Origin of the sequence: Nonomuraea sp. ATR24, assembly GCF_041950485.1 — a bacterium.
In the GTDB taxonomy this organism is placed as follows: Bacteria; Actinomycetota; Actinomycetes; order Streptosporangiales; family Streptosporangiaceae; genus Nonomuraea; species Nonomuraea ceibae.
Genome location: NZ_JBGNUU010000003.1, coordinates 383,975 through 407,267, shown reverse-complemented (window position 1 = coordinate 407,267; position 23,293 = coordinate 383,975). Strand labels below are relative to the sequence as shown.

General features: G+C 73.8%; 18 protein-coding genes. 12 read left to right on the top strand and 6 right to left on the bottom strand.

What is annotated here, in order from left to right; translation table 11 throughout:
- The first annotated feature begins 55 nt into the window (after window positions 1-55).
- Genes ACBI99_RS09485 through ACBI99_RS09475 form a run of 3 tightly spaced genes read left to right on the top strand, consistent with a single transcriptional unit; the run spans window position 56 to window position 3,656 of the window.
- Window positions 56-1,489, top strand: a complete 1,434-nt coding sequence (locus tag ACBI99_RS09485; protein ID WP_375072110.1) for an Nramp family divalent metal transporter — start codon at window positions 56-58, stop codon at window positions 1,487-1,489.
- A 42-nt stretch (window positions 1,490-1,531) separates the two neighbouring features.
- Window positions 1,532-2,494 carry a YafY family protein gene (locus tag ACBI99_RS09480; protein WP_357587219.1) on the top strand — a complete coding sequence of 321 codons (963 nt, stop codon included), beginning with the start codon at window positions 1,532-1,534 and terminating at the stop codon, window positions 2,492-2,494.
- Between the two features lie 34 nt (window positions 2,495-2,528).
- On the top strand, window positions 2,529-3,656 hold the full coding sequence (locus ACBI99_RS09475) for a C45 family autoproteolytic acyltransferase/hydolase (protein WP_219517161.1): 1,128 nt from the start codon (window positions 2,529-2,531) through the stop codon (window positions 3,654-3,656).
- Here ACBI99_RS09475 and ACBI99_RS09470 read toward each other — a convergent pair.
- From ACBI99_RS09470 to ACBI99_RS09460, 3 genes are read right to left on the bottom strand one after another with little or no spacing between them, the layout of a single operon-like run.
- Window positions 3,628-5,091 (bottom strand): AMP-binding protein, encoded by a 1,464-nt coding sequence (locus tag ACBI99_RS09470; RefSeq protein WP_375072109.1) that lies wholly within the window; start codon window positions 5,089-5,091, stop codon window positions 3,628-3,630. The genes ACBI99_RS09475 and ACBI99_RS09470 overlap by 29 nt on opposite strands.
- Window positions 5,091-6,122, bottom strand: a complete 1,032-nt coding sequence (locus ACBI99_RS09465; protein WP_375072108.1) for an acyl-CoA dehydrogenase family protein — start codon at window positions 6,120-6,122, stop codon at window positions 5,091-5,093. Before ACBI99_RS09465 ends, ACBI99_RS09470 begins: the two co-directional genes overlap by 1 nt.
- Window positions 6,119-7,285: an acyl-CoA dehydrogenase family protein gene (locus tag ACBI99_RS09460; protein WP_375072107.1), complete on the bottom strand. Its 1,167-nt coding sequence runs from the start codon at window positions 7,283-7,285 to the stop codon at window positions 6,119-6,121. Before ACBI99_RS09460 ends, ACBI99_RS09465 begins: the two co-directional genes overlap by 4 nt.
- 160 nt (window positions 7,286-7,445) lie before the next feature.
- Here ACBI99_RS09460 and ACBI99_RS09455 point away from each other — a divergent pair, with 160 nt between their 5' ends.
- A complete protein-coding gene (locus ACBI99_RS09455; protein WP_375072106.1) occupies window positions 7,446-8,783 on the top strand; it encodes a sensor histidine kinase in 1,338 nt (445 codons plus the stop codon).
- A gap of 56 nt (window positions 8,784-8,839) precedes the next feature.
- Entirely contained in the window at window positions 8,840-9,439 is a 600-nt protein-coding gene (locus tag ACBI99_RS09450; protein WP_219518216.1) for a TetR/AcrR family transcriptional regulator, read from the top strand.
- Between the two features lie 4 nt (window positions 9,440-9,443).
- Here ACBI99_RS09450 and ACBI99_RS09445 read toward each other — a convergent pair whose 3' ends face one another.
- The gene (locus tag ACBI99_RS09445) at window positions 9,444-10,202 is read right to left on the bottom strand and encodes a class I SAM-dependent methyltransferase (RefSeq protein ID WP_375072105.1); all 759 of its coding nucleotides are present in this window, start codon (window positions 10,200-10,202) and stop codon (window positions 9,444-9,446) included.
- A gap of 49 nt (window positions 10,203-10,251) precedes the next feature.
- On the opposite strand from ACBI99_RS09445, the gene ACBI99_RS09440 reads away from it, so the two are divergent.
- Together ACBI99_RS09440 and ACBI99_RS09435 are read left to right on the top strand one after the other, a co-directional pair.
- The gene (locus ACBI99_RS09440) at window positions 10,252-10,887 is read left to right on the top strand and encodes a copper resistance CopC family protein (RefSeq protein ID WP_357587229.1); all 636 of its coding nucleotides are present in this window, start codon (window positions 10,252-10,254) and stop codon (window positions 10,885-10,887) included.
- Window positions 10,884-11,912: a copper resistance D family protein gene (locus tag ACBI99_RS09435; RefSeq protein ID WP_219518220.1), complete on the top strand. Its 1,029-nt coding sequence runs from the start codon at window positions 10,884-10,886 to the stop codon at window positions 11,910-11,912. The genes ACBI99_RS09440 and ACBI99_RS09435 overlap by 4 nt, the downstream gene beginning before the upstream one ends.
- Here ACBI99_RS09435 and ACBI99_RS09430 read toward each other — a convergent pair.
- Both ACBI99_RS09430 and ACBI99_RS09425 read right to left on the bottom strand, forming a co-directional pair.
- A complete protein-coding gene (locus ACBI99_RS09430; RefSeq protein ID WP_357587232.1) occupies window positions 11,870-12,922 on the bottom strand; it encodes a hypothetical protein in 1,053 nt (350 codons plus the stop codon). The two genes, ACBI99_RS09435 and ACBI99_RS09430, sit on opposite strands and share 43 nt — an antisense overlap.
- Before the next feature lie 127 nt (window positions 12,923-13,049).
- Window positions 13,050-14,411, bottom strand: coding sequence for a cytochrome P450 (locus tag ACBI99_RS09425; RefSeq protein WP_375072104.1), 1,362 nt, complete (start codon window positions 14,409-14,411; stop codon window positions 13,050-13,052).
- 25 nt (window positions 14,412-14,436) lie between these two features.
- Between ACBI99_RS09425 and ACBI99_RS09420 the strand changes: the two genes are divergently transcribed.
- The 5 genes from ACBI99_RS09420 (at window position 14,437) to ACBI99_RS09400 (ending at window position 23,172) form a co-directional block, all read left to right on the top strand.
- Entirely contained in the window at window positions 14,437-14,844 is a 408-nt protein-coding gene (locus tag ACBI99_RS09420) for a PaaI family thioesterase (RefSeq protein WP_219518224.1), read from the top strand.
- 46 nt (window positions 14,845-14,890) lie between these two features.
- Window positions 14,891-17,551: an alpha/beta fold hydrolase gene (locus ACBI99_RS09415; protein WP_375072103.1), complete on the top strand. Its 2,661-nt coding sequence runs from the start codon at window positions 14,891-14,893 to the stop codon at window positions 17,549-17,551.
- Window positions 17,548-18,393 (top strand): ABC transporter permease, encoded by an 846-nt coding sequence (locus tag ACBI99_RS09410; RefSeq protein ID WP_219518229.1) that lies wholly within the window; start codon window positions 17,548-17,550, stop codon window positions 18,391-18,393. Before ACBI99_RS09415 ends, ACBI99_RS09410 begins: the two co-directional genes overlap by 4 nt.
- A 171-nt stretch (window positions 18,394-18,564) precedes the next feature.
- Window positions 18,565-19,749, top strand: a complete 1,185-nt coding sequence (locus ACBI99_RS09405; RefSeq protein ID WP_375072102.1) for an FAD-dependent monooxygenase — start codon at window positions 18,565-18,567, stop codon at window positions 19,747-19,749.
- Between the two features lie 75 nt (window positions 19,750-19,824).
- Window positions 19,825-23,172, top strand: a complete 3,348-nt coding sequence (locus tag ACBI99_RS09400; RefSeq protein ID WP_375072101.1) for a BTAD domain-containing putative transcriptional regulator — start codon at window positions 19,825-19,827, stop codon at window positions 23,170-23,172.
- The last annotated feature ends 121 nt before the right edge of the window (window positions 23,173-23,293 follow it).

Below are 23,293 nucleotides of genomic sequence, written 5' to 3'. Positions count from 1 at the left end.
AGCTGTCGAAAGCCGCGTAAAGCGCGGCGATCAGGACTGCAGCAAGGAGCTCCGCATGACGGACTTCACCCCCACCGTGCCCACGCGGGTCCTGCCTCCCGTCACCGTCCGCGACCTTCCCGAACCGCCCCGCTCGACCTGGCGCGTCATCGGCCCCGGCCTGGTCGGCGCCGGAGTCGGGCTGGCCTCCGGCGAGTTCATCCTCTGGCCGTACATCGCCTCCCAGGTCGGCCTGATCTTCCTGTGGGGGGCGGCGATCGGCATCATCACGCAGTGGTTCCTCAACATGGAGATCGAGCGCTACACGCTGGCCACCGGCGAGACGGCGCTCACCGGGTTCAGCCGGATGTGGCGGCACTGGGGCCTGGTGTTCGTGCTCATGACGCTCTGCGCGAACCTGTGGCCCGGCTGGGTCACCACGTCGGCGACGATGGTGACGTACCTGACCGGCACCGGCGCGGAGAGCGTGCGCTGGATCGCGGTCGGCATGCTGGCGGTGATCGCGCTCGGGCTGACGCTCGCGCCGGTGATCTACACCGCGCTGGAGCGGGTGATCTTCGTGAAGATCGCGCTGGTCGCCACGCTGATCGTCGTCGCGATCCTGTTCGCGATCAACGCCGAGAGCTGGGTCGAGCTCGGCCGCGGCCTGACGGTGAACGCCGGCTTCCCCGCCGACGACCTGGGGTTCGCGCTGGTGATGGGCGCCATCGCCTACGCCGGCGCGGGCGGCGGCCAGAACCTGTGCCAGAGCAACTGGATCCGCGACAAGGGCTTCGGCATGGGCGCGTACGTGCCCCGCCTGGTCAGCCCGGTCACCGGGCAGGAGGAGGCGGCCTCGTCCACCGGCTACCAGTTCGCGCCGACGAAGGCGAACCTGGAGCGCTGGCGGCAGTGGTGGCGTTTCGCCAACGTGGAGCAGGGCGCCACGTTCGCGCTGGTGTCGTTCCTGACGATCGCGTTCATGTCGATGCTGGCCTACTCGACGGTGTTCGGCCGGGAGGGGCTGGCCAACAGCATCGACTTCCTGCGGATCGAGGGCCAGGTGCTGCAGGAGGTCGTCGGGCCCTGGTTCGGCGTGCTGTTCTGGCTGATCGGCGCGCTGGCGCTGTTCGCCTCGGCGATGGGCATCGTCGACTACACCTCGCGGCTGGCCTCCGACACGATCAAGACCGTCTACCTGCGCGAGCGGGCCGTGTCGGTGAACCGCGTCTACTTCTACGTCGTGTGGGCGATGGCGCTGGCCGGCGCCGCGATCCTCCTCCTGGGCTTCGACCAGCCGCTCATCCTGCTGGTGGTGTCGGGCAGCGTCGCGGCCGTGATGATGTTCGTCTACTCGATCCTGCTCATCGTGCTGAACCGGGGCGCGCTGCCCGACGCCATCAAGGTGCGCTCCTACCGGCTCGGCGCGCTGGTCTGGTCGGTGGCCTTCTTCGGCGGGCTGACCGTGCTGACGCTGATCGAGCAGGGACGCAAGCTGTTCGGCGGCTGACGCGGAAGCGCTCCTTCCGCGATCGGCGGCAGACTGGTCGGCATGCTGGAAACCTCGGCCCGCCTGCTCAAGCTGCTGTCGCTGCTCCAGGCGCACAGGGAGTGGACCGGCCCCGAGCTGTCACGGCGGCTCGGGGTCTCCACCAGGACCATCCGCAACGACGTGGAGCGGCTGCGCACGCTCGGCTACCCGGTGCACGCCACCCCGGGCGTGTCCGGCGGCTACCGGCTCGGCGCGGGCGCCGCGCTGCCCCCGCTGCTGCTCGACGACGAGGAGGCGGTGGCCGTGGCCGTCGGGCTCGGCCGGGCGGCGGGCGGCGGCGTCGAGGGCATCGAGGAGTCGTCGGTGCGGGCGCTGGCCAAGCTGGAGCAGGTGCTGCCGTCGCGGCTGCGGCACCGGGTCAGCGCGCTGAACTCCTACACCGTGCAGATCCCCGGCGCCGCCCCGTCGGTGCCGCCCGGCGTGCTGACCACGATCGCGAACGCGGCCCGCGACCGCGAACGGCTCCGCTTCGGCTACACCGGGCACGACGGCGCCGAGAGCGAGCGCGACGCGGAGCCGTACCGGCTGGTGCACCGCCGGGGCCGCTGGTACCTGCTCGGCTACGACGTGGGCCGCGACGGCTGGCGGACCTACCGGGTGGACCGGCTCACGCCGCGCACGCCGGGCGGGCCCCGGTTCACGCCGCGCGAGCTGCCGGAGGACGGCGACGTGGCCGCGTTCGTGGAACGGGCCGTCAGCACGGCGATGTGGCGCCACCGGGGCACGGTGCTGGTGCACGCCCCCGCCGAGCGGGTGCGGGAGCTGGGCGCGACCGCCGGGCTGGACGTGGAGCCGGTCGACGACGCCACCTGCCTGCTCCGGCTGGGCGGCGACGACCTGACGGGGATGGCCGTCTGGGTGGGCTTCCTCGGCCTGGACTTCGAGGTGCTGGACCCGCCGGAGCTGGCGGAGGTCGTACGGGAGCTGTCAGAGCGCTACCGGCGCGCGGTCAGCGGGCGGTAGGACGGCGGTCAGCCCCCGCGCGCATCGTGAGGTCATGACAATCACGCAGATCGCGGGCGGCAGGGGCGACTTCCAGACCGTGCACCACCTGACCGTCGGCGGTTCCCAGGAGGAGATCGGCAGGCGGCTCACCGAGGAGGCGCGGCGGCTCGGCTGGCAGCCGCAGCGGATCGACCCGGTGGTGAGCCGGGCCCGCCGCACCTGGTTCGAGCGGCACTGGCCGCAGCATCACGCCCGCATGGACGGCGCGGCGCAGGCGCTCGGCCTCGACCCCGAGCAGGACGAGCTGGCGCTGGACGGCCTGAGCGTGATCCCGGGCGGGTCGGGCTGCTCGGCGCTGTGGTGCCCGCCGTCGGCGGCCCCCGACGGGCACGGCAGGGCGGGCCGCAACTACGACTTCTTCACGCTGACGACCAGCGAGTTCATGGGCCGGGACAGCACGCCAGGCGAGCTGCCGATCGCCTCGCGCCCGTACGTGATCACCACGGTGCCGGACGAGGGCCTGGCCTCGACCGTGATCACGATGAACGAGCTGGACGGCTGCATGGACGGCATCAACGAGGCCGGGCTGGCGGTGATGCTGCTCATCGCCGACATCGAGCACACGACGCCGCCGGAGACGGCCGACCCGCAGGTCGGGCTCGGCAGCGTGCAGCTCCCCCGGTTCCTCGTCGACACCTGCGAGAACGTCGAGCAGGCCAAGCAGGCGCTGCTCGGCGCCAAGCACTACGACCACGGCGCCCCGCTGCACTACCTGGTCGCCGACGCGCGCGGCGGCGCGTTCGTGTGGGAGCGCGGCCGGGACGGCACCGAGCACGTGATCGAGGTCGGCGACGGGCCGCTGTGCGTCACCAACCATTTGCTGCACCGCAACCCCGACCCGATGAACCTGCCGCAGGACGGCGAGGCGAGCTTCGGCACGTACGGCAGGCTGCGCACGCTGTACGAGCGGAGCAAGGGCGTGCTCATGTCGCCGGACGACCTGCGCGCGAGCCTGGCCTCGGTGGCCGTGCCTGCGGGCACGGAGGGGCCCTGGCGCACGATCTGGACCACCGTGTTCGACACGCACGACCGCACCCTGTCGACCCGCTTCTACCTGGGCGACGAGGCCGGCTACAGCGAGGAGCTGGTGTTCACTCCCCGTCCAGGTAGGACTGCCTGACCTTCGAGCGTGACAGCTTGCCCGTGGGCGTGCGCGGCAGGCTGTCGCGGTAGGCGATCACCTTCGGGTGCTTGAACCTGGCGATGCGCGGGCCGCAGTGCTCCAGCAGCTCGGCGGTGAGCCCGGGGCCCGGCGTGACCCCTTCGGCGGGCTCGACGAGGGCGACCACGTTGTGGCCCCACTCCTCGTCGGGGACGCCGATGACGGCCACGTCGGCCACCGCCGGATGCTCCAGCAGCGCGGCCTCGATCTCGGCCGGGTAGATGTTGACCCCGCCCGACACGATGAGGTCGGTCCGCCGGTCGCACAGGAACAGGAAGCCGTCCTTGTCCAGGTAGCCGACGTCGCCCGGGGTGTACCAGTCGCCGCGCATGCTGGCGGCGGTCTTGGCCGGGTCCTTGCGGTACTCGAACGAGCCGAGGCTCGACCTGACGTAGACGAGGCCGGGCTCGCCGGGCGGCAGCTCGTTCCCGTCGTCGTCGAGGACGCGCGCCTCGAACGTGGGCGCGGGCCTGCCGACGGTGCCGGGCCTGGCCAGCCAGTCGTGCGGCTTGACGGCGAAGGCGATCGCCGACTCGGTGGAGCCGTAGTACTCGTAGAGCACCGGCCCCCACCAGTCCATGATCTGCTGCTTGACCGCGACGGGGCAGGCGGCGGCGGTGTGGATGACCTGCTGGAGGCTGGACACGTCGTAGCGGTCGCGGACCTCCTGCGGCAGTTGCAGCATCCGGTGGAACATCGTGGGCACCATCATCGCGTTCGTCACCCGGTGCCGCCCGATCAGCTCCAGCACGGTCTGCGGCCCGAACTTCGGCGCGATCACCACCGTGTGCCCGAGGTGCAGCGCGAACTGCGTGTGGGCGCACGGCGCGGAGTGGTACATCGGCGAGGTCACCAGGTGGACGCCGTCGCCCGGCCGCAGGTCGACGACCTCGCCGAGGAACCACGTGTAGAGCGGCACGACGGCCTCGGGCTCGGCGCCGGACAGGGGGCGCTGCACGCCCTTGGGGAAGCCGGTGGTGCCGGAGGTGTACCACATGACCGCCCCGGCCGCCCGCTCGCCGGGCGCGCCCGAGGGCTGCCCTGCGGCCAGCCCCGCCGTCCCCTCCTCCGCCGTCACGACCAGCCTGGCGTCGCAGTCCCCGACGATGTACGCGATCTCCGCCTCGGTCAGATGCCAGTTGACCGGCACGTAGTAGAGGCCGATCTGCCCGGTCGCCATCAGCATGACGACGGCGTCCAGGCCGTTGGGCAGCACGCCCGCCACCACGTCGCCGCCGCCGAGGCCGCGCTCGCGCAGCCCGTGGGACACCTGGTTGACCAGGGCGAGCAGCTCCCCGTAGGTGGTGCGGGCGCCGTCGGGGCCGATGACGGCGAGCCGGGCGGGGTCGGCCTGGGCGATGGCGTAGAAGCCGGGCAGGGCGCTGACGTCCATCACAGCTCCAGCAGGCGGGCGAGCCTGGCCCGGTGCTCGCGCGGCGGCCCCAGCAGCACCTCGTCCGTCTTGGCGCGCTTGTAGTACAGGTGCGCGTCGTGCTCCCAGGTGTAGCCGATGCCGCCGTGCAGCAGCAGGTGGTCGCGGGCCACCTCGAAGCAGGCGCGGCCCACGTACGCCTGGGCGAGCGCGGCGGCCTCCGGCAGCTCGCCGGGCGACTCGTCGGCGGCCCAGGCGGCGTAGCGGACGATCGACTCGGCCTGCTCCAGCTTGCCGTGCATGTCGGCGAGCTTGTGCTTGACGCCCTGGTAGGAGCCGATGTAGCGGCCGAAGGCGACCCGCGCCTTGGCGTAGGCGACGATGGCGTCGAGCGCGGCGCGCATCACGCCGAGCTGCTCGGCGGCCAGCGCGACGGCCAGCCGGTCGGCGACGCCGGCGGCGTCCGGAAGGGGGCCGAGCACCCGGGCGGCGGCCGCCGTGAGCTCGACGCGGGCCTGGCCGCGCGTGAGGTCGAGGGTCTCCAGCGGCGTCCGCGTGACGCCCGGCCCGTCGAGTGTGACGGCCGTCAGGACGGCGCCCCCGTCCGTCGTCGCGGGCACCAGCAGCACGTCCGCGTCCATGCCGGACAGCACCTGCGGCAGCGTGCCGGTGAGCTCGCCGTCGCGCAGCGGGATCGCGGTCCCGGGCAGGACGAGGGCGGCGGCGATCCGGCCTTCGGCGATGCCGGTCAGCAGCTCCTTGTCGGGCGTGCCGGCCAGCACGATCGCGGCGAACGTCGTGGCCAGGAACGGGCCGGGCAGCAGCGCCGCGCCCGTCTCCTCCAGGGCGACGGCCAGGTCGGCGAACCCGGCGCCGGCGCCGCCGTACTCCTCGCCGACGATCAGGCCCGCCAGGCCGAGCTCGCCGTTGAGCCGCGCGTAGACGGCGGGGTCGTAGCCCTCGCGGGCCTTGGGCAGCGGCGAGGCGGCGGCCAGGAACGCGCGGACGGCGGCGCGCAGCTCCTGCTGCTCCTGGCTGAGTACGAGCTTCACGCCTGCGTCCCCACCTTCAGGTCCTTGAACGGCACGGTCTTGTCCACCCGGGGCTCCGGCGGCAGGCCGAGCACCCGGTCGCCGACGATGTTGCGCATGATCTCGTTGGTGCCGCCGCCGAGCGCCATGCCGGGGGCGGCGGCGAGCGTGAAGCCGAGCGGGTGGTCGCCGACGACCGACTCGGGGCCGGTCAGGCGGGTGGCCAGGTCGGCCTGGAACAGGTAGAGCTCGGCCAGCAGCAGCTTGGCGGCGCTGCCCCGGGCGCCGGGGAACTGCCCGGCGCTGGTCTCCTGGGCCAGCCGCTGGTTGAACAGCGCCAGCGCGCGGGTGCGGATGTGCAGCTCGACGAGCTCGTCGCGGACCAGCGGGTCGCTGGTGTCGAGGGTGCGGCGCAGCGCCTCCAGCGAGGCGGGGTTGTCACGCTGACCGCTCATGCCGACGCCGGCGGAGATCGACAGCCGCTCGTGCAGCAGGGTCGTGACGGCGACGCTCCAGCCGTCGTTCACCTCGCCGATGCGGTGCTCGTCGGGGATGTGCACGTCGTCGAAGAAGATCTCGTTGAAGTTGGCGCGGCCGCTCATGTCGCGCAGCGGCCGCACGGTGACGCCCGGGTGGCGCATGTCCACCACGAACATCGTCAGGCCCCGGTGCTTGGGCACGTCCACGTCGGTGCGGGCGAGCAGCAGCCCCCAGTCGGCGTGCTGGGCGACCGACGTCCACACCTTCTGCCCGTTGACCACCCAGCCGGCGCCGTCGCGCACGGCCCGTGTCTGGAGGGCGGCCACGTCGCTGCCGGCGCCCGGCTCGGAGAAGAGCTGGCACCAGATCTCCTCGCCGCGCAGCAGCGGGCGCAGGAAGCGCTCGCGCTGCTCGTCGGTGCCCCGGTCGACGATCGTCGGGCCGGTCATGCCCAGGCCGATCGAGAAGACGTAGGTGGGCAGCGTGTAGTCCTTGGCCTCGGCGGCGAACGCCCGCTCCTCCGCCTGGGTCAGGCCCTGGCCGCCCCACCGCTCCGGCCACGTGATGCCGGAGTAGCCGGCGTCGTGCAGCCGGGCCATGAAGTCCTTCGCCCGGGCGATCGGGTCGCCGCCGGGTTCGTCGTCCGATGGTGCGTTCTCCCGCAGCCAGTCCCTGGCCGCACGCCGGTAATCAGCGAGATTCACATCGACTCCTCGGCAATCAGTGCTCACTTACTCTAACCAGCGCGCGGCGGGGCGTACAGAGCATTGATCTGGAGGTGTTTTAGGGGGATTTGTCGTTGAATCTCCGCTAATTAGCATTGCCGTGACCTAATGTGATCACCTGATTACCGGAGGGGGAGGTGTGATCACGCGGATCGGCGGCTCCATGCGCAGCCGGCTGGCACTGTTCGCCAGCTTGGCCATGGCGCTGATCTGCGTCGTGGTCAACTCCTTCGTGCTGTACGCGCTCTACAACGCGACCGTCGAGTACAAGCGCGTCGAGGTCGTCGACTACGCGCTGCACGTCGTCCACATGATCAAGCGGAACCGGCTGCCCGACAGGATCAGCTCCGGGATGGACGGCGTCCAGGTCGTCGACGCCTCCGGCCGGGTGATCGCCGCCGGCGAGCACCTCACCGGGGCGCCGCGCATCAGCCACCTGTCGCCGCACGCCAACAGCGTCAACCACGTCGACGTCATCTGCGACGTGCCCGCGCTGCCCGACGGCTGCCAGATGCTGGCCGTCTTCCGCGTCTACCAGCCCGAGGGCGACTGGCTGGTGTACGTCAGCGACGCCACCGTCCCCTGGTACGTCACGCCGCAGGTGCCGCTCTTCCTGTTCGGGCTGTCGGCCGGGCTGGTGACCCTGACCTGGCTCGGCGTGTCCCGGGTGGTGGCCAGGACGCTCGCGCCGGTGGACCGGATCCGCGCCAAGCTCGCCGACGTCAGCGCCACGCGCAGCGGCATGCGGGTGCCGGTGCCGGAGACCGACGACGAGATCCGCGACCTGGCCCTGACCGCCAACCAGACGCTCGACCGGCTGGAGGAGGCCGCCGAGCAGCAGCGCCGCTTCGCCTCCGACGCCTCCCACGACCTGCGCAGCCCCATCACCGCCATGCGCGCCCAGGTGGAGGAGGCGATGCTGCACCCGCACGACGCCGACTGGCCGCAGACCGGCGAGGCGCTGCTGGCCAGCCTGGACCGGCTGCAGGCGATCGTCAGCGACCTGCTGACGCTGGCCAAGCTGGACGCGGGCGAGCCGCCCCGGCTGGAGCCGGTGGACCTGGGCGAGCTGGTCACCGCCGAGACCCGCAGGCCCCGCGCGCACCGGGTGGTCGTCACCGTCCAGCCCGGCGTGGTCGTCACCGGCGACCGGCTGCGCCTGGCCCGCCTGCTCACCAACCTGCTCGACAACGCCGACCGCCACGCCGAGTGCACGGTCATCGTCACCGTCAGGAAGGACGGCCAGGCGATGCTGGAGGTGCTGGACGACGGCGCCGGCATCGCGCCGGACAAGCGGGAGATGGTCTTCAACCGGTTCACCCGGCTGGACGCCTCGCGCAGCCGCGACGCGGGCGGCACCGGGCTGGGCCTGCCGATCGCGCGGGAGATCGCCGCCGCCCATCACGGAACGCTCACGATCGAGGATTCCGAGACCGGCGCTCGGTTCGTTCTGCGCCTTCCGCTCCGGGAAACGTAATGCTCGTCCTTTTTGTCCCTACGAATACCTCTGAGCGTTGATTAAAGTAGCCGGCTGTGACTCCAGGTTTTAGCCGGTTACGGCGCGAAGATTTGCTGAAGACCGCCTGCGAAGTGATCGCCGCACAAGGATTCGGGCATACGAGGACAGTCGACATCGCCCGGGCCGCGGGGGTCAGCCAGGCGCTGCTCTTCTACCACTTCGAGACGAAGGACGGGCTGTTCGCCCAGGCCTTCGCCTACGCCGCCCGGCGGCACCTGGACGCCCTGGCCGGAGTGGAACGCTCCCCCCGGCCGCCGCTCGACCGGCTGCGCGCCCTGCTGCGGCTCTGCTCCCCCGGCGGCTCCCCCGAAGGCTGGCGGCTGTGGATCGACGCCTGGGCCGAGTCCATGCGGAGCAAGGACCTGGAGGAGACCTCCCGGCGCCTCGACGTGCAGGGCAGGCTCGTGATGCGCGGCATCATCGAGGCCGGCGTCGCCTCCGGCGACTTCACCTGCGACGACCCCGACGACGCCACCTGGCGCATCTTCGCGCTGAGCGACGGGCTGGCCATCCAGCTGAACGTGCACGGCAGGGTCCTGTCGCGCCGCCGCGCCAGCCGGCTCGTCCGCACCGCCGCCGCCCGCGAGCTGGGGCTGACCGCCGAGGACCTGTGACCTGTCAGTACCGCCTGGCGACCAGCACCGACGTGACGACCCGCTGCTCCCACACCCCCGACGGGCGCGCCTCCAGCAGCGCCTCACGCACGGCGGCGGCGAACCGCGTCACCCGGTCGCCGAGCCGCGCCGGCGAGCTGTAGGAGTAGGACAGCTGCAGGCCGACCACGGCGTCCACGTCCCGGGGCAGCGTCCAGGCGAACTGCGCCTCCTCCAGCCGGCAGAACGGCGAGCGCTTCAGCACGTCATCGTGGTGCTCGCCGGTCGCCTGGAACGAGTCGCGGGCCGTCATCTCCCCCAGCCCGAACCTCTCCCGCACCGCCCGCACCACCGGCTCCCACGGCTCGTCCGGATGATCCCTCGACGGGCCCACCAGCATCACCGTGCCGCCCGGCGGCAGCAGCACGTCCAGCTCCGCCAGCACCGCCCGCCGGTCCATCCAGTGGAACGAGCGGCCCATCACCACGTGGTCGAACGGGGGCAGCGCCGCCAGCGTCGTGGAGTCGCCGCGCAGCCAGCGGACGTTGCCCGCCCCCTCCGCCAGCTGCTCGCCCGCCGCCAGCATCGCCGGGTCCGGGTCCACCGCGATCACCTCGCGCACCCGCGCCGCCAGCGGGATCGCCACCGTGCCCGGCCCGCAGCCCAGGTCCAGCACGCACGCGCCCGAGCCGGCCACCCGCGCCAGGTAGGCGATCGCCTCGTCGCCGTGCGGGGCCCGATAACGGGCGTAGTAGGGAGCCGCACCGCCGAACAGGTCACTCATGGATGGCACCATAGACGGGATTTGAACACGCTCGATGGAAGGTTGTTCGTTGAGGCGGCTACTCACGGTCCTGCTGCTGGCGGCCTGCGCGGCGGCGGGCCTGGCGTCCCCCGCGTGGGCGCACAACGTGCTGGTCGGCAGCGACCCGGCCGACGGGGCGACGCTGGCCGCGCCGCCGTCGCGGATCACGCTGACCTTCGACCAGCCCGCGCGCCAGGGCTACGCCCAGATCGGCGTCACCGGCGGCGACGGCTCCGCGTGGGCCGACGGGGCCGCCGTGGTGTCGGCCGAGAAGGTATCCGTCGCGGTCAGGCCGATGCCGGCCGGGAGCTACGTGGTCGGCTACCGCATCCTGTCGTCCGACGGGCACCCGGTGACCGGCAAGCTCACCTTCACCGTCGCCGGGACCGGCGCCGCCGCCCCGTCCGGTGACGCCGCCACCGCCCCCGCCGCCGCCCCCGACGCGGGCGCCGCCGCCGCCGAGGCCGCGGCCAACGGGGGCGCGGGGATGGCCGTGGTGTGGATCGTCGCCGCCCTCTTCATCCTGGCCGCCGGCACCGCCCTGGCCCTCCGCCGCGCCGCCCCGCCTCCCACCGGCCCTTCCAGCACCGCCGAGGGCGGAGCTTCGGAGGGCGTAGGGTCCGGTGGTTCCGGCGGGCGTGACGGGAAGGGGGCGCGGGCGTGACGGCCACGCAGGTCGCCGCCGGGAGGGCGGTCCGGGGGCAGCTCGCGGGCGGCGTGTTCGCCGTGAGCGCGGTGGTCGCCGCCGTCGTCGCGAGCACGCTGACCGCGCAGGAGGCCGTGCCCGGCATCCCGATGCCGGGGCCGCTGGTCACCGTGGGCCTGCCGGTGGTGCGGGTGCTGCTCGACGTGGCCGCCGTGGCCGTCGTCGGGCTGAGCCTGGTGCCGAAGCTGCTCGGATTCGACGCCCCCGAGCGCAGCGAGCCGGTGCTGCGCCGGGTCCGGCCGCTCGCCGTCACCGCCGCCTGGGCGTGGGCGGTGTGCGCGCTGCTGACGATCGTGTTCCAGACCGCCGAGCTGAACCCCGGCCGCGTCCCCACGCTCGGCATGATCGCCTCGTACGTCGACACCGTCGGCACCGGCCAGGGCCTGCTGTTCAGCGCGGCGTGCGCGCTGGCGGCGGCGGGGATCGGCCTGATGGCGGTGCGGTTCGGCGAGAAGGTTCCGGCCGAGCTGCGCATCGTGGTCGCGCTGTTCGGGCTGCTGCCGATCCCCGTGACCGGTCACGCGGTGGACTCGGTGTGGCACGACCCCATCATGATCATGATGGAGGTGCACGTGATCGGCGCCGCCGCGTGGACGGGCGGGCTGATCGCGCTGGCGGTGTTCGTGGCGCCGCGCGCGGAGCTGCTGGCCGTGGCGCTGCCGCGCTTCTCCAGGCTGGCGACCGTGTGCCTGCTCATGGTGGGCCTGTCGGGCCTGGTCAGCGGCCTCGGCACGATGGCGCTGACGCCCGGCGTGGAGCTGCCCGGGGCGATCGTGACCAGCCAGTACGGGCTGCTCGTCGTGGTCAAGGTGACCCTGACGGCGCTGCTGGTGCCGCTGGCCGCGCACATCAGGTTCCGGCTGCTGCCGGCCATCCGCGCGGGCCGGGCCACGGCCGTCGCCGGCTGGGCGACGGCCGAGGTCGCGGTGATGGGCCTGGCCTACGGGGTGGCGGTGGCGATCACCCGGGCCTCGATCGGCTGACGGCGGCCGGCCCACCATTCGCAGGCCAGCCAGACGACCAGCAGGCCGAGCCCCGCCCACACGGCCGACGCCGTGGCCAGGGGCGGCGAACCGTGCAGCCCCTCCTGCCCCTTGAGGAACCCGTACACCGGGCCCATGACCGCGTCCTGCGCGATGAGCGCGCCGTAGACGCCGGCGGTCGCGCCGGCGGCGCCGACGACGGCGCGCACGGCCGGATGGCGCAGCGCGAACGCCAGGTCGACCAGCAGGCCGCCGACCACCAGGAAGAACGGCACCGCCGACGGCGGGAAGCCGGCCACGGTGAGCAGGGGCCAGATCGCCACCCGGAACACCACGTACGCGGCGGCCACCAGCGTCGCCGCGCCGAACCTGCCGATCATCATCCGGGCCGCGACCAGCACGCCCAGCCCGGCGACGACCGCGTACACGGGATAGAGCGTGTCGGGGACGGGCAGCGTGAAGTTGGTGATCATGATGCGGTCGACCGGGCGGCCCATCTGCTCGGCGGCGAAGTCGAGCAGGATCTTCTCGGCGTAGACCACCTTGTTGTCCCAGGCGCCGAGCGACAGGATGCCGTACTCCTGGTGCTGCTCGGGGAAGTGCACGTTCTCCAGGAAGAACGCCAGGAACGCGCCCAGCACCACCGTGCGCTCGCGGCCGGGCGGCGCGCCCATGAACCAGCCCCGGACCACGCCGGCGATCATGAAGAACGTGCCGACGTACAGCATGATGTGGGACGGGCTCCACGACGTGATGTCGAGGCCGTTGATGCGGTGGTTGATCAGGTCGAGCGGCACCGCGACGAGGAACACGCCGGTGCCCCACTGGATCAGCCGGAGCGCGGCCCGGTCGACGCCGTAGCCGGTGTAGCCGTGGATGATCGTCAGGGCGACCACGATGGCGGTGCCGGCCGAGTTGAGCAGGTGCGGCGGGGCCAGGTCGTCGCGCAGCCACATGAAGTGCCACGAGACGTCCCACGCCGAGCCGAGGACCTTCAGGGCAAACGCCACCAGCCACCCGAAATACAGCACACGGAACAGATCATGCGGCGTCTCGCGTCCCGCGGGGCCCCTCGTCCAGTAGGGCAGGGCCCAGTTCTTAAGCGTCGCTGGTGACATCACGGCGCAAATCTTACGGTCATGCCGGTGGGCGGCTCACGGCCCGGCGGCGGCGCAGCCGTACCGGTAGGTGTTTGAGACCGTTCTGGAAGTTGGAGGTGAGGCGGCGCGGGGCGCCCGTCAGCGTGACGTCCCAGGAGAGCAGTTCGCCGAAGACGGCGCGCATCTGGGCGCGGGCGAGGTGCGCGCCCAGGCAGAGGTGCGGGCCGGCGCCGAAGCTGACGTGGTCGTTCGGGGCGCGGCCGACGTCGAAGCGGTCGGGGTCGGGGAAGACCGACGGGTCGCGGTTGGCGGAGGCGTGGTAGACGACGACCTTGTCCCCCCTGCGGATCCACTGCCCGCCGAGCGTGAGGTCGCGGGTGGCGGTGCGCCGGAAGTCCATCACCGGCGGCCAGAAGCGCAGCATCTCCTCCACGGCCGGGCCGAGCAGCGACGGGTCCTCGCGCAGCCGGGCCAGCTCCCCCGGGTGGCCGAGGAGCGTGAGCAGGCCGCCGGGGATGCCGTTGCGCAGGGTCTCGTTCCCGGCGACGGCGAACAGGAAGAACATGTTCTCGAACTCGGCCTCCGTCAGGCCGCCGCGCAGCATGGCGGACATCACCGAGTCGCCCGGCGGGCTCACGGCCAGCGCGTGCGCGTAGGCGAACATGTCGGCGAGCGCCGCCCGGGAGCGCGGGTTCACGCCGGGACGCGGCTCCGGGCGCCGGGCGACCGCCTGGCGGCCCATCGGGGTGAGCGCGTCCGTCTCGGCCGTGGACAGGCCCGCGTAGTCGGCGTCCTGGTAGCCGATCACCCGCGACGCCCAGTCGTACAGCAGCCTCCGGTCGCGGTCCGGCACGCCCATGACGTGCGCGAGCGTCCACACGGGCAGGTCGGCGGCCACCTCGACGAAGTCGCACTCGCCCTCGGCGAACAGGCCGCGCGCACGCTCGGCGATCTCCCGCTCCAGGGCCCGCACGGCGCGCGGGGTGAACGCGGCGGCGACGATCCGGCGCAGCCTGGAGTGCGCGGGCGGGTCGGTGTTGAGCATCATCGCCCGGACGAACTCCAGGTCGGCCGGGGTGTCGGGGTCGCGGATCTGGGTGGCGCCGAGATGGGAGGAGAAGTCCTCAGGGGTGCGCAGGACGTGCTTGACGTCGGCGTGCCGGAACACCGCCCAGTAGCCGGGCCCCTCCTTCCACGGGCCGACCGCCGGTTCGGGGATCCGGCAGACGGGCGCTTCCCTGCGCAGCCGGGCGAACAGCTCGTACGGGACGGCCCGCTCGTACGTGGACGGCAGGAAGACGTCTTCCCGCAGGTCACCTTGGGTGTGGCCGGTGTCGTCCACAGGGGAGGCCGTTCCGGGCGTGTCGTCCACAGGAGGTCGCGGCGTCTCCTCGCTCATGACGTCCAGGGTGCAGGATGGGCGCGTGACTCCAGAAGAGGGACAGGCGATCCTCGCCGAATACTTCGCGCCCTGGGTGCGGCGGCTCGGCCTGCTGGTCGAGGAGGTGGGCGACCGGCACGCCGTGCTGCGCCTGCCGTGGTCGGCCGAGCTGGCCCGGGAGGGCGGCGGGCTGAGCGGCCAGGCGATGATGGCCGCCGCCGACACCGCCACCGTCGTCGCGATCTCCGCCGCCCGGGGCGGGTTCGTGCCGATGACGACCGTGCAGCAGTCCACGACGTTCCAGCGGCCGGTCGTGGACAAGGACGTGCTGGTCGAGGTCCGCATCTCCAAGCTGGGGCGCACGCTGGCCTTCAGCGAGGTCACGCTCACCGCCGCGGGCGAGAGCGACCCGGCCGCCCGCGCCTCGACGGTCTACGCCCTCCTCGCATGATCGCGTCTCAGAAATCTCTCAGGTGGGGAAAGTAGGATTCCACCTCATGAAACGTACGGCCGCGCTGGTCGCGGTGCTCGCCCTGCTGGGGGTGACGACGTGGCTGGTGTGGCCGTCAGCGCCCGACGCGCGCGGCCAGGACCAGATGATCACCGTCGTCGACGGCCCCGCCGACGACCAGCGGGTCCAGATCGACACCACGTTCTACCCGCCGGCCGGTGCTGACAAGGCGCCCGCGGTGCTGCTCGCGCACGGGTTCGGCGGCAGCAAGCGCAGCGTGAGCGAGCAGGCCGAGCGCCTGGCCGGGTCGGGCTACGCGGTGCTGACCTGGTCGGCGCGCGGCTTCGGCCGCTCCGGCGGCGAGATCGCGCTCAACTCCGCCGACTACGAGGTTAAGGACGTCAAGCAGCTCATCGACTGGCTGGCCAAGCGGCCGGAGGTCGCGCTCGACGGGTCGGGCGACCCACGCGTCGGCATCGCGGGCGGCTCCTACGGCGGCGCGATCGCGCTCATGACGGCCGCCCATGACGCCCGCGTCGACGCGATCGTGCCCCAGATCACCTGGTCCGACCTGGCCGACGCGCTCTTCCCCGACGCCACCGGCCAGGGGCCCGCGAACGGCGTGTTCAAGCGCATGTGGGCGGGCATCTTCTTCGGCCGGGGCGGCGCGGGCGTGCCGCAGGGCCTGGAGGCGCTCACCGAGCGGCCCGAGCCGCTCACCGCCGAGCAGGCGCGCTGCGGCCGGTTCCTGCCCGCGATCTGCGAGATCTACCAGGAGGTCGCCAAGACCGGCAAGGCCACGCCGGAGGCGATCGAGCTGCTGCGCAAGTCGAGCCCCGTCTCCGTCGCGGGCCGGATCAAGGCGCCGACGCTGCTCATCCAGGGGCAGCGCGACTCGCTGTTCCCGCTCGACCACGCCGACGCCAACGCCAAGGCGATCGCCGCCGCGGGCACCCCGGTCAGCCTGGCCTGGTTCGACGGCGGCCACGACGGCGGCGACGGCGAGGCCGAATGGCTGTACGAGCAGACGGCGGCCTGGTTCGACCACTACCTGAAGAACGCCGGCGCCACCGCCCCGCAGGCCGCCACCACTCCCGCCGGCACCGGCACCACCGCCGAAACCGCCGCCGGGACGCCTGTCAGCGCCTTCACCGTGACCCGCGACGGCGGCCGCGACCCGGGCACCCGGCAGCGCATCCGCCTGCACCCCGAGGCCACCGCCTATCCCGGCCTGGGCGGCACCGACGTCACCGACGTCCCGCTCGCCGGACCCGAGCAGCACGTCGTCAACCCGCCCGGCGGCTCACCCGCCTCGATCTCCACGGTCCCGGGCGTCGGCAGCCTGCTCGGCGGCGGCAGCGGTCAGAGCGGCATGAGCGTCTCGCTCGACATGCCCGGCCAGAGCGCCGCGTTCGAGTCCGCGCCGCTCACCGAGCCGCTCCAGCTCACGGGCTCGCCCACGGCCAGGATCAAGGTGTCGGGCTCGGGCGAGGTGACCCTGTTCGCCAAGCTGTTCGACGTCCCCGACTCGATGCAGCCGCCGACCCTGCCCGCCGGTCTGGTCGCGCCCCTGCGCGTGACGATCCCCGAGGACGCGGGCAGCGCCGAGGTCACCGTCACGCTCCCGGCCGTCGACCACCGCTTCGAGATCGGCCACCGGCTGCGGCTGGTCGTCGCCACGACCGACATGGGCTACGCGACCCCAGCCGAGCCGGCCTCCTACCGCGTCGCCCTCGCCTCCCCTTCGGTGTCCGTCCCGACGGTCGCCACCCTCGCCGCCCCGCCCGCCGGGATCGCCTGGTGGGTGTGGGCGATGCCGCTGACGGCGATCCTCGTCGCCGCCGCCATCCTCGCCACCGGCCGCCGCCGCCCGGCCCCGGCCCCGGCCTCCGTCGGAGCCGGCACGTCACCGGACGCCGTGGCTTCCTCCGCCGCCGAAGCGGGGGCGCCGGTGCCCGCCGGGACGGCCGAGGTGCCGCTGGACATCCGGGGGCTGAGCAAGGCCTACCGCAACGGGGAGCCCGCCGTGGACGGCCTGTCGTTCCGGGTGGAGCAGGGCCAGGTGCTGGGCCTGCTCGGCCCCAACGGCGCCGGCAAGACGACCACGATGCGCATGATGATGGGCCTCATCCACCCCGACGGCGGCGAGATCCGGATCTTCGGCGAGCCCGTCACCCCCGGGGCGCCGGTCCTGTCCCGATTGGGCTCGTTCGTCGAGGGCCCCGGGTTCCTGCCGCACCTGTCCGGGCGCGACAACCTGGAGCTCTACTGGGCCGCCACCGGCCGCCCCGCCGCCGACGCCCGGTTCGACGAGGCGCTGGAGATCGCCGGTCTCGGCACCGCGCTGGAGCGGGCCGTACGCACCTACTCGCAGGGCATGCGCCAGCGCCTGGCCATCGCCCAGGCCATGCTCGGCCTGCCGGACCTGCTCGTGCTCGACGAGCCCACCAACGGCCTCGACCCGCCCCAGATCCGGGAGATGCGCGAGGTGCTCAAGCGCTACGCGCGCGACGGCCGTACGGTGATCGTCTCCAGTCACCTGCTGGCCGAGGTGGAGCAGACCTGCACCCACGTGGTCGTCATGCAGCGCGGCAGGCTCGTGTCGGCCGGGCCGGTGTCGGCGCTGCTCAGCTCGGCCGCGACCGGCAACGGGCACGGGCCGCGCCTGGAAGACGTGTTCCTGGACCTCATCGGGGAGAAGGCATGACCGCCGCCACGGGCTATTCGCCCCGCCGGACCCTCCCGCTGAGGGTCGAGATCGTCAGGCAGTTCAAGCGGCGGCGCACGCTGGGCATGTTCGGGCTGCTGCTGGCGCTGCCGTGGATCTTGGTGATCGCGTTCCAGCTCGGCCCCGACGGGTTCGGCGACCAGTCGTCGCTGCGCATCTCCGACCTGGCCACGGCCAGCGGGCTCAACTTCGCGGCGTTCGCGCTGTCGGTGTCGGCGAGCTTCCTGCTGGTGGTCGCGGTGGCGCTGTTCTGCGGCGACACGGTGGCCAGCGAGGCCAACTGGTCGTCGCTGCGCTACCTGCTGGCGGCGCCGGTGCCGCGTGACCGGCTGCTGCGGCAGAAGCTCGTCGTGGCGCTCGGCTACTCGGCCGCCGCCGTGATCAGCCTGCCGCTGATGGCGCTCCTGGCGGGGACCCTGGCGTTCGGCTGGGCCGACATCCAGGTCCCCGGCACCGGCGAGACCATCCCGGCGCTCGACGTGCTCCCGCGCTTCGGCATCGTGATCGGTTACGCCATGGTCAGCCAGCTCGTCGTGGCGGCTCTGGCGTTCCTGATCTCCACGATGACCGATTCGCCGCTGGGCGCCGTGGGCGGGGCGGTCGGCCTGTGGATCGTCTGCACCATCCTGCAGGCGGTGGAGGCGCTGGGGGCGCTGCGCGAGTTCCTGCCCACGTTCTGGAACAACGCCTGGATCGACGCGCTCGCCCCGGAGCTGGACTGGAGCGGCATGGCCAAGGGCGCCTCGGTGTCGATCACGTACGCGGCCATCCTCATCGCCATCGCCTTCCGCCGCTTCCGCAGCAAGGACGTGGTGAGCTGACCGCGCCCTGGCGGGGGTGACGGTGGTGGTCCGGAGGCGCGCCGTCATGCGCCACCGGACCACGCCCGCTGATCCGCGCGACACGGGACACAGCAGCCCGCTGGTCCGTTGGACGTGGCGGGTGCGGGACGGGTGGGCGGCGGTGGGGGCTGGGGCGGGTAAGGAGGTCTCATGACTCGTCGCGTACTCGTGTCCGGTGCCAGCATCGCCGGTCCTGCCGTGGCCTACTGGCTCGACCGCTACGGCTTCGACGTCACGGTCGTGGAGCGGGCTCCCGCGGTCCGGGGCGGTGGTTACGCCATCGACATCCGTGGCACCGCGCTCGGCGTGGTCGAGCGGATGGGGCTGCTTCCCCGGCTCCGGGACGCCCACGTCGACTCGCAGAAGGTCTCGTTCGTCGATCCGGGGGGCGAGGTGATCGCCGCCATCCCGGCCCAGGACGTGGTGGGCGGCACGGAGGGCGTCGACCTGGAGGTGCGGCGCGGCGACCTGGCCGACGCGCTCGTCGACGTGATCCGTGACCGGGTCGAGTTCCTGTTCGGCGACTCCGTCGCCGTCCTGCACGACGACGGCGACCGGGTGGAGGTCGCGTTCGACAGCGGCCGGACGCGGACGTACGACCTGGTGATCGGTGCCGACGGCCTGCACTCCGGCACCCGCGCCCACGTCTTCGGCCCCGAGGGGCCGTTCCACCGCTATCTGGGCTGCTGCTTCGCCGGGTTCACGCTGCCCGGCGACCTCGGCCTGGCGCACGAAGCGTTCATCTGGAACGTCCCGGGCAAGGCCGCCGTCCTCAACGCGCACGAGCCCGGCACTCCGGTGCACGGTTTCCTGGTGTTCGTCCGGGACGAACCGCCCTTCGACATCCTGCGCGACCCCGCCGCCCTGCGTGACCTGGTCGCCGCCGAGTTCGCGGGCGCCGGTTGGGAGGTGCCCCGGCTGGTGGCCGCCATGCGCGAGGCCGACGACCTGTTCTTCGACCTCGTCAGCCAGATCCATCTGCCCGCCTGGTCGCGGGGCCGTGTCGCGCTGGTCGGCGACGCCGCGTACGCGCCCTCGTTCATGTCGGGGCAGGGGTCGAGCATCGCCCTCGTCGGCGCGTACATCCTGGCGGGCGAGCTGGCCGTGCGGGACGGGCACGCGGCCGCGTTCGACGCCTACGAGAATACGGCGCGGGAGTTCGTCGAGACGAACCAGGCCCTGGTCATGGGAGGCGGCTCCGCCCTCCTGCCCCGTACGCGGGAGGAGCTCGACGCGCGCAACGCGGCGCTGCGCGACCCGGAGCTGCTGCCCGGGAAGCAGGTGTCCGCCGCCAGCCTCAGCCTCGCCCTTCCCGACTACGGCCTCGCGGAGTGAGCCGCGCCCTGGTCCACGGGGGTGCGGTGATCGGGACGCGGCGGGCGTGTTGCCGGGATCGGGCAGAATCGGCGCATGCGGTTCGGTGTCCTGGGGGGCTTGGAGGTGCGCGGGGCCTCCGGTGAGGCGGTGTCCGTCGGCGGGCCCCGGCCGCGGGCGCTGCTGGTGATGCTGCTGCTGAACGCCGGCCGGGTGGTGACCGTCGAGGAGCTGATCGACGGCCAGTACGGGGAGGAGCCGCCGGCCGGGGCGGCCAACGCGGTGCAGGCGCAGGTGTCGCGGTTGCGGCGGGGGCTCGGGGCCGGGCTGGTCGAGTTCCACGGGAACGGATACCGGCTGGCGGTCGATCCGGACGACGTGGACGCGCACAGGTTCGAGCGGCTGGCCCGGGAGGGGCGGCGGCTGGTGGCGGCCGGGCACCACGCGCGGGGGGCGGCGCTGCTGCGGGAGGGCCTGGCGTTGTGGCGCGGGCCGGCGCTGAGCGACCTGCCGTCGGGCGGGGCGCAGGCGGCTCGGCTGGAGGAGCTGCGGCTCGGGGCGCTGGAGGATCTGGCGGAGGCCGAGCTGGGGTTGCCCGAGGGGGCTTCGGTGGCGGAGCTGCGGGGGCTGGTGGACGCGCATCCGTTGCGGGAGCGGCTGCGGGCGCAGCTGATGCGGGCGCTGCACGCGGCGGGGCGGCAGGCCGAGGCGCTGGAGGTGTTCGAGGAGGGGCGGCGGCTGCTGGCGGACGAGCTGGGGGTCGATCCCGGCGCCGAGCTGGCGGGCGCTCACCTGGACGTGCTGCGGGGGGCCGAGCCGGTGCCCGTGGCGCGACGGGGTCTGCCCGCGCAGCTGACCAGCTTCGTGGGCCGGGAGGAGGAGCTGGCGCTGATCGGGCGGCTGCGGGATGCCCGGTTGGTCACCGTCGTGGGGCCTGGCGGCACCGGCAAGACCCGGCTGGCGGTCGAAGCGGCCGCGCGGGAGACGGCCGCCCGCGAGTCAGCCGTCCAGAAGGTGGCCGCGCGGGAGACGGCCGGGCCTGTTGCGGGGGGCGGGGCCGGGGCGGATGGGGTGTGTTTCGTGGATCTCACTCCGCTGGCCGAGCTGACCGGCGAGGGGGTGGGGGGCGAGGAGGTCGCTCGCGTGGTGCTGGGGGCGCTCGGCGTGCGGGAGGGCGGGCTGCGGGCGCCGTACCCGGTGGACCCGGTGCGGCGGCTGGCGGCGGCGCTGGGCGGCGGGCGGGAGACGCTGCTCGTCCTCGACAACTGCGAGCACGTGGTGGGCGCCGCGGCCGGGCTGGTGCGGGAGCTGCTCGGGGAGTGCCCGGGGTTGCGGGTGCTGGCCACGAGCCGCGAACCGCTCGGGATCACCGGCGAGGCGCTGGTGACGCTGACGCCGCTGGCGACGCCGCCCGCCGGACGGACGGCAGTGGGTGAGGCGATGGCGTACCCGGCCGTGCGGCTGTTCGCGGACCGGGCGGGGGCCGTGCGGCAGGGGTTCGAGGTGGGGCCCCGCAACGTGGAGGCGGTCGTGCGGATCTGCGCGGCGCTGGAGGGGGTGCCGCTGGCGATCGAGCTGGCGGCGGCGCGGCTGCGGTCGTTCGAGGTCGAGGAGATCGCGGCGCGGCTGGCGGCGGACGGCCGGTTCCGGCTGCTGTCGCGCGGGGATCGTACGGCGGCGGCGCGGCACCGGACGTTGCGCGCGGCCGTCGAGTGGAGCTGGGACCTGCTGACGGCCGGTGAGCAGGCGCTGGCGCGGCGGTTCTCGGTGTTCGCGGGCGGCGCGACGGTGGCGGCGGTGGAGGAGGTGTGCGGGCTGGACGACGCGGCGGGGCTGCTGGGCGACCTGGTGGACAAGTCGCTCGTCGAGCACGCCGGCGGCCGGTACCGGATGCTGGAGACGATCCGGCTGTTCTGCGCGGAACGGCTGGCCGAGTCCGGCGAGCTCGAACCGACGCGGGAGCGGCACGGGCGCTGCTTCGAGGCGCTGGCGCAGCGGGCCGACCCGCACCTGCGGCGCGGCGAACAGCTGGAGTGGCTGCGGCGGCTGTCCGCCGACCACGGCAACCTCATGGGGGCGCTGCGCTGGGCCGTGCGCCACGACCGCGACAGGGCGCTGCGCATGGTGGCGGTGCTGGCGTCCTACTGGTGGCTGAGCGGGCGGCAGAGCCAGGCCGGGGAGCCCGCCGCCGAGCTGCTGGAGGCCGTCGGGCGGCCCGTCGAAGGGCTGGAGGAGGGGTACGTGATGTGCGTGGTGCACGCCTCTCCCCCGGCCGCGGCGGAGCACTGGGAGCGGGCGGCGGCGTTCGTCGCCGGGCTGGACCGGCCGTTGCGGCATCCGATCACCGCCGCGCTGTGGGGGATGACGGTGGGGCCGCCGGCGCGGCCGGTCGGGCCGGAGACCGACTGGGTGCTCGGCTCCGACCCGTGGAGCGAGGCGCTGGGGCGGCTCGGGCGGGCGCTGCTGCGGGTGATCGACGGCGATCCTGCCGGGGGTGAGCGGGATCTGGAGGACGTGCTCGGGCGGTTCCGCGCGGTGGGCGAGCGGTGGGGCATCGCGCAGGGGCTCGACTGGCTGGCCATGCTCGCCGGGTGGCGTGGCGACTGGCGGCGGGCCGGGGAGATGTGGCGGGAGGCGCTGGACCTGCTCGGCGAGCTGGGGGCGCTGGAGGAGATGGCGGACGTGCTCGGGCGGCAGGCCGAGGCGCTGGTGCGCGAAGGCGACCTGGCGGGCGGGGCCGCCGCCTACCGGCAGGCCGAGGAGGCCGCGCTGCGTGCCGGGCGGGGCGGGGCGCCGGTGATGGTGGAGGTGGGGCTGGGCGAGCTGGCCCAGGCGGCGGGTGACACGGGTGAGGCGCGGCGGCGGTTCGAGCGGGCGCTGGCCGCGTCGGAGAGCGGCGGGTTCGGGGCGCGGCAGGCGCGGGGGCGCGTGCTCGTCGCGCTGGCCCGCCTCACGGCGGCCGAGCGGCGGGCCGAGCGGCGGGCCGAGCGGCGGGCCGGTGTACGGGGGTCCGGTGTACGGGGGTCCGGGGGCGGCGGGGAGGCGCGGCGGCTGTACGGGCAGGCGGTGACGGCGGTGCTCGACGTCGGCCTGGCCGCCGACCTGGCGGACGTCGCCGAGGGGCTGGCCGGGGCGCTGGTCCTGGAGAGCGTGGCCGGGTGGGCCGCGGGGGTGGCGGGGCAGGGCGCGGTTTCTGCGGGGGTGGCGGAGAGGGCGGCGGTGTTGCTGGGGGCGGGGGTGGCGGTGCGGGGGGCGGCGGTGGCCGGTGATCGGCAGGTTGCCGCGACCGCCGAGGCGGCACGCGAGGTGCTGGGGGTCGAGGCGTTCGACCGCGCGCACGCCCGTGGCAGGGCCCTGACGCGGGCGGACCTGCTGACGGCCCTGACCGCCGAAGTGGTGCGCCTGACCGGCGAGGGCGACCCCCCGGCGCACCGGACCGGCTAGCGCCTGGGCCGCGTGGCCCCAGGCCCGTCGGCGCCCGGTCCGCTTGGCGCCCGGGCCACTGGCGCCCGGGCCGCCGGCGCCCGGTGCGGTCCGCTGACAGTGCGGGAGTGCGGCCGGCGGG

Coding starts and splice junctions, on each gene's coding strand:
- ACBI99_RS09485 (WP_375072110.1), top strand. CDS start 56: ATGACGGACTTCACCCCCACCGTGCCCACGCGGGTCCTGCCTCCCGTC.
- ACBI99_RS09480 (WP_357587219.1), top strand. CDS start 1,532: ATGCTGGAAACCTCGGCCCGCCTGCTCAAGCTGCTGTCGCTGCTCCAG.
- ACBI99_RS09475 (WP_219517161.1), top strand. CDS start 2,529: ATGACAATCACGCAGATCGCGGGCGGCAGGGGCGACTTCCAGACCGTG.
- ACBI99_RS09470 (WP_375072109.1), bottom strand. CDS start 5,091: ATGGACGTCAGCGCCCTGCCCGGCTTCTACGCCATCGCCCAGGCCGAC.
- ACBI99_RS09445 (WP_375072105.1), bottom strand. CDS start 10,202: ATGAGTGACCTGTTCGGCGGTGCGGCTCCCTACTACGCCCGTTATCGG.
- ACBI99_RS09425 (WP_375072104.1), bottom strand. CDS start 14,411: ATGAGCGAGGAGACGCCGCGACCTCCTGTGGACGACACGCCCGGAACG.
- ACBI99_RS09415 (WP_375072103.1), top strand. CDS start 14,891: ATGAAACGTACGGCCGCGCTGGTCGCGGTGCTCGCCCTGCTGGGGGTG.
- ACBI99_RS09410 (WP_219518229.1), top strand. CDS start 17,548: ATGACCGCCGCCACGGGCTATTCGCCCCGCCGGACCCTCCCGCTGAGG.
- ACBI99_RS09405 (WP_375072102.1), top strand. CDS start 18,565: ATGACTCGTCGCGTACTCGTGTCCGGTGCCAGCATCGCCGGTCCTGCC.
- ACBI99_RS09400 (WP_375072101.1), top strand. CDS start 19,825: ATGCGGTTCGGTGTCCTGGGGGGCTTGGAGGTGCGCGGGGCCTCCGGT.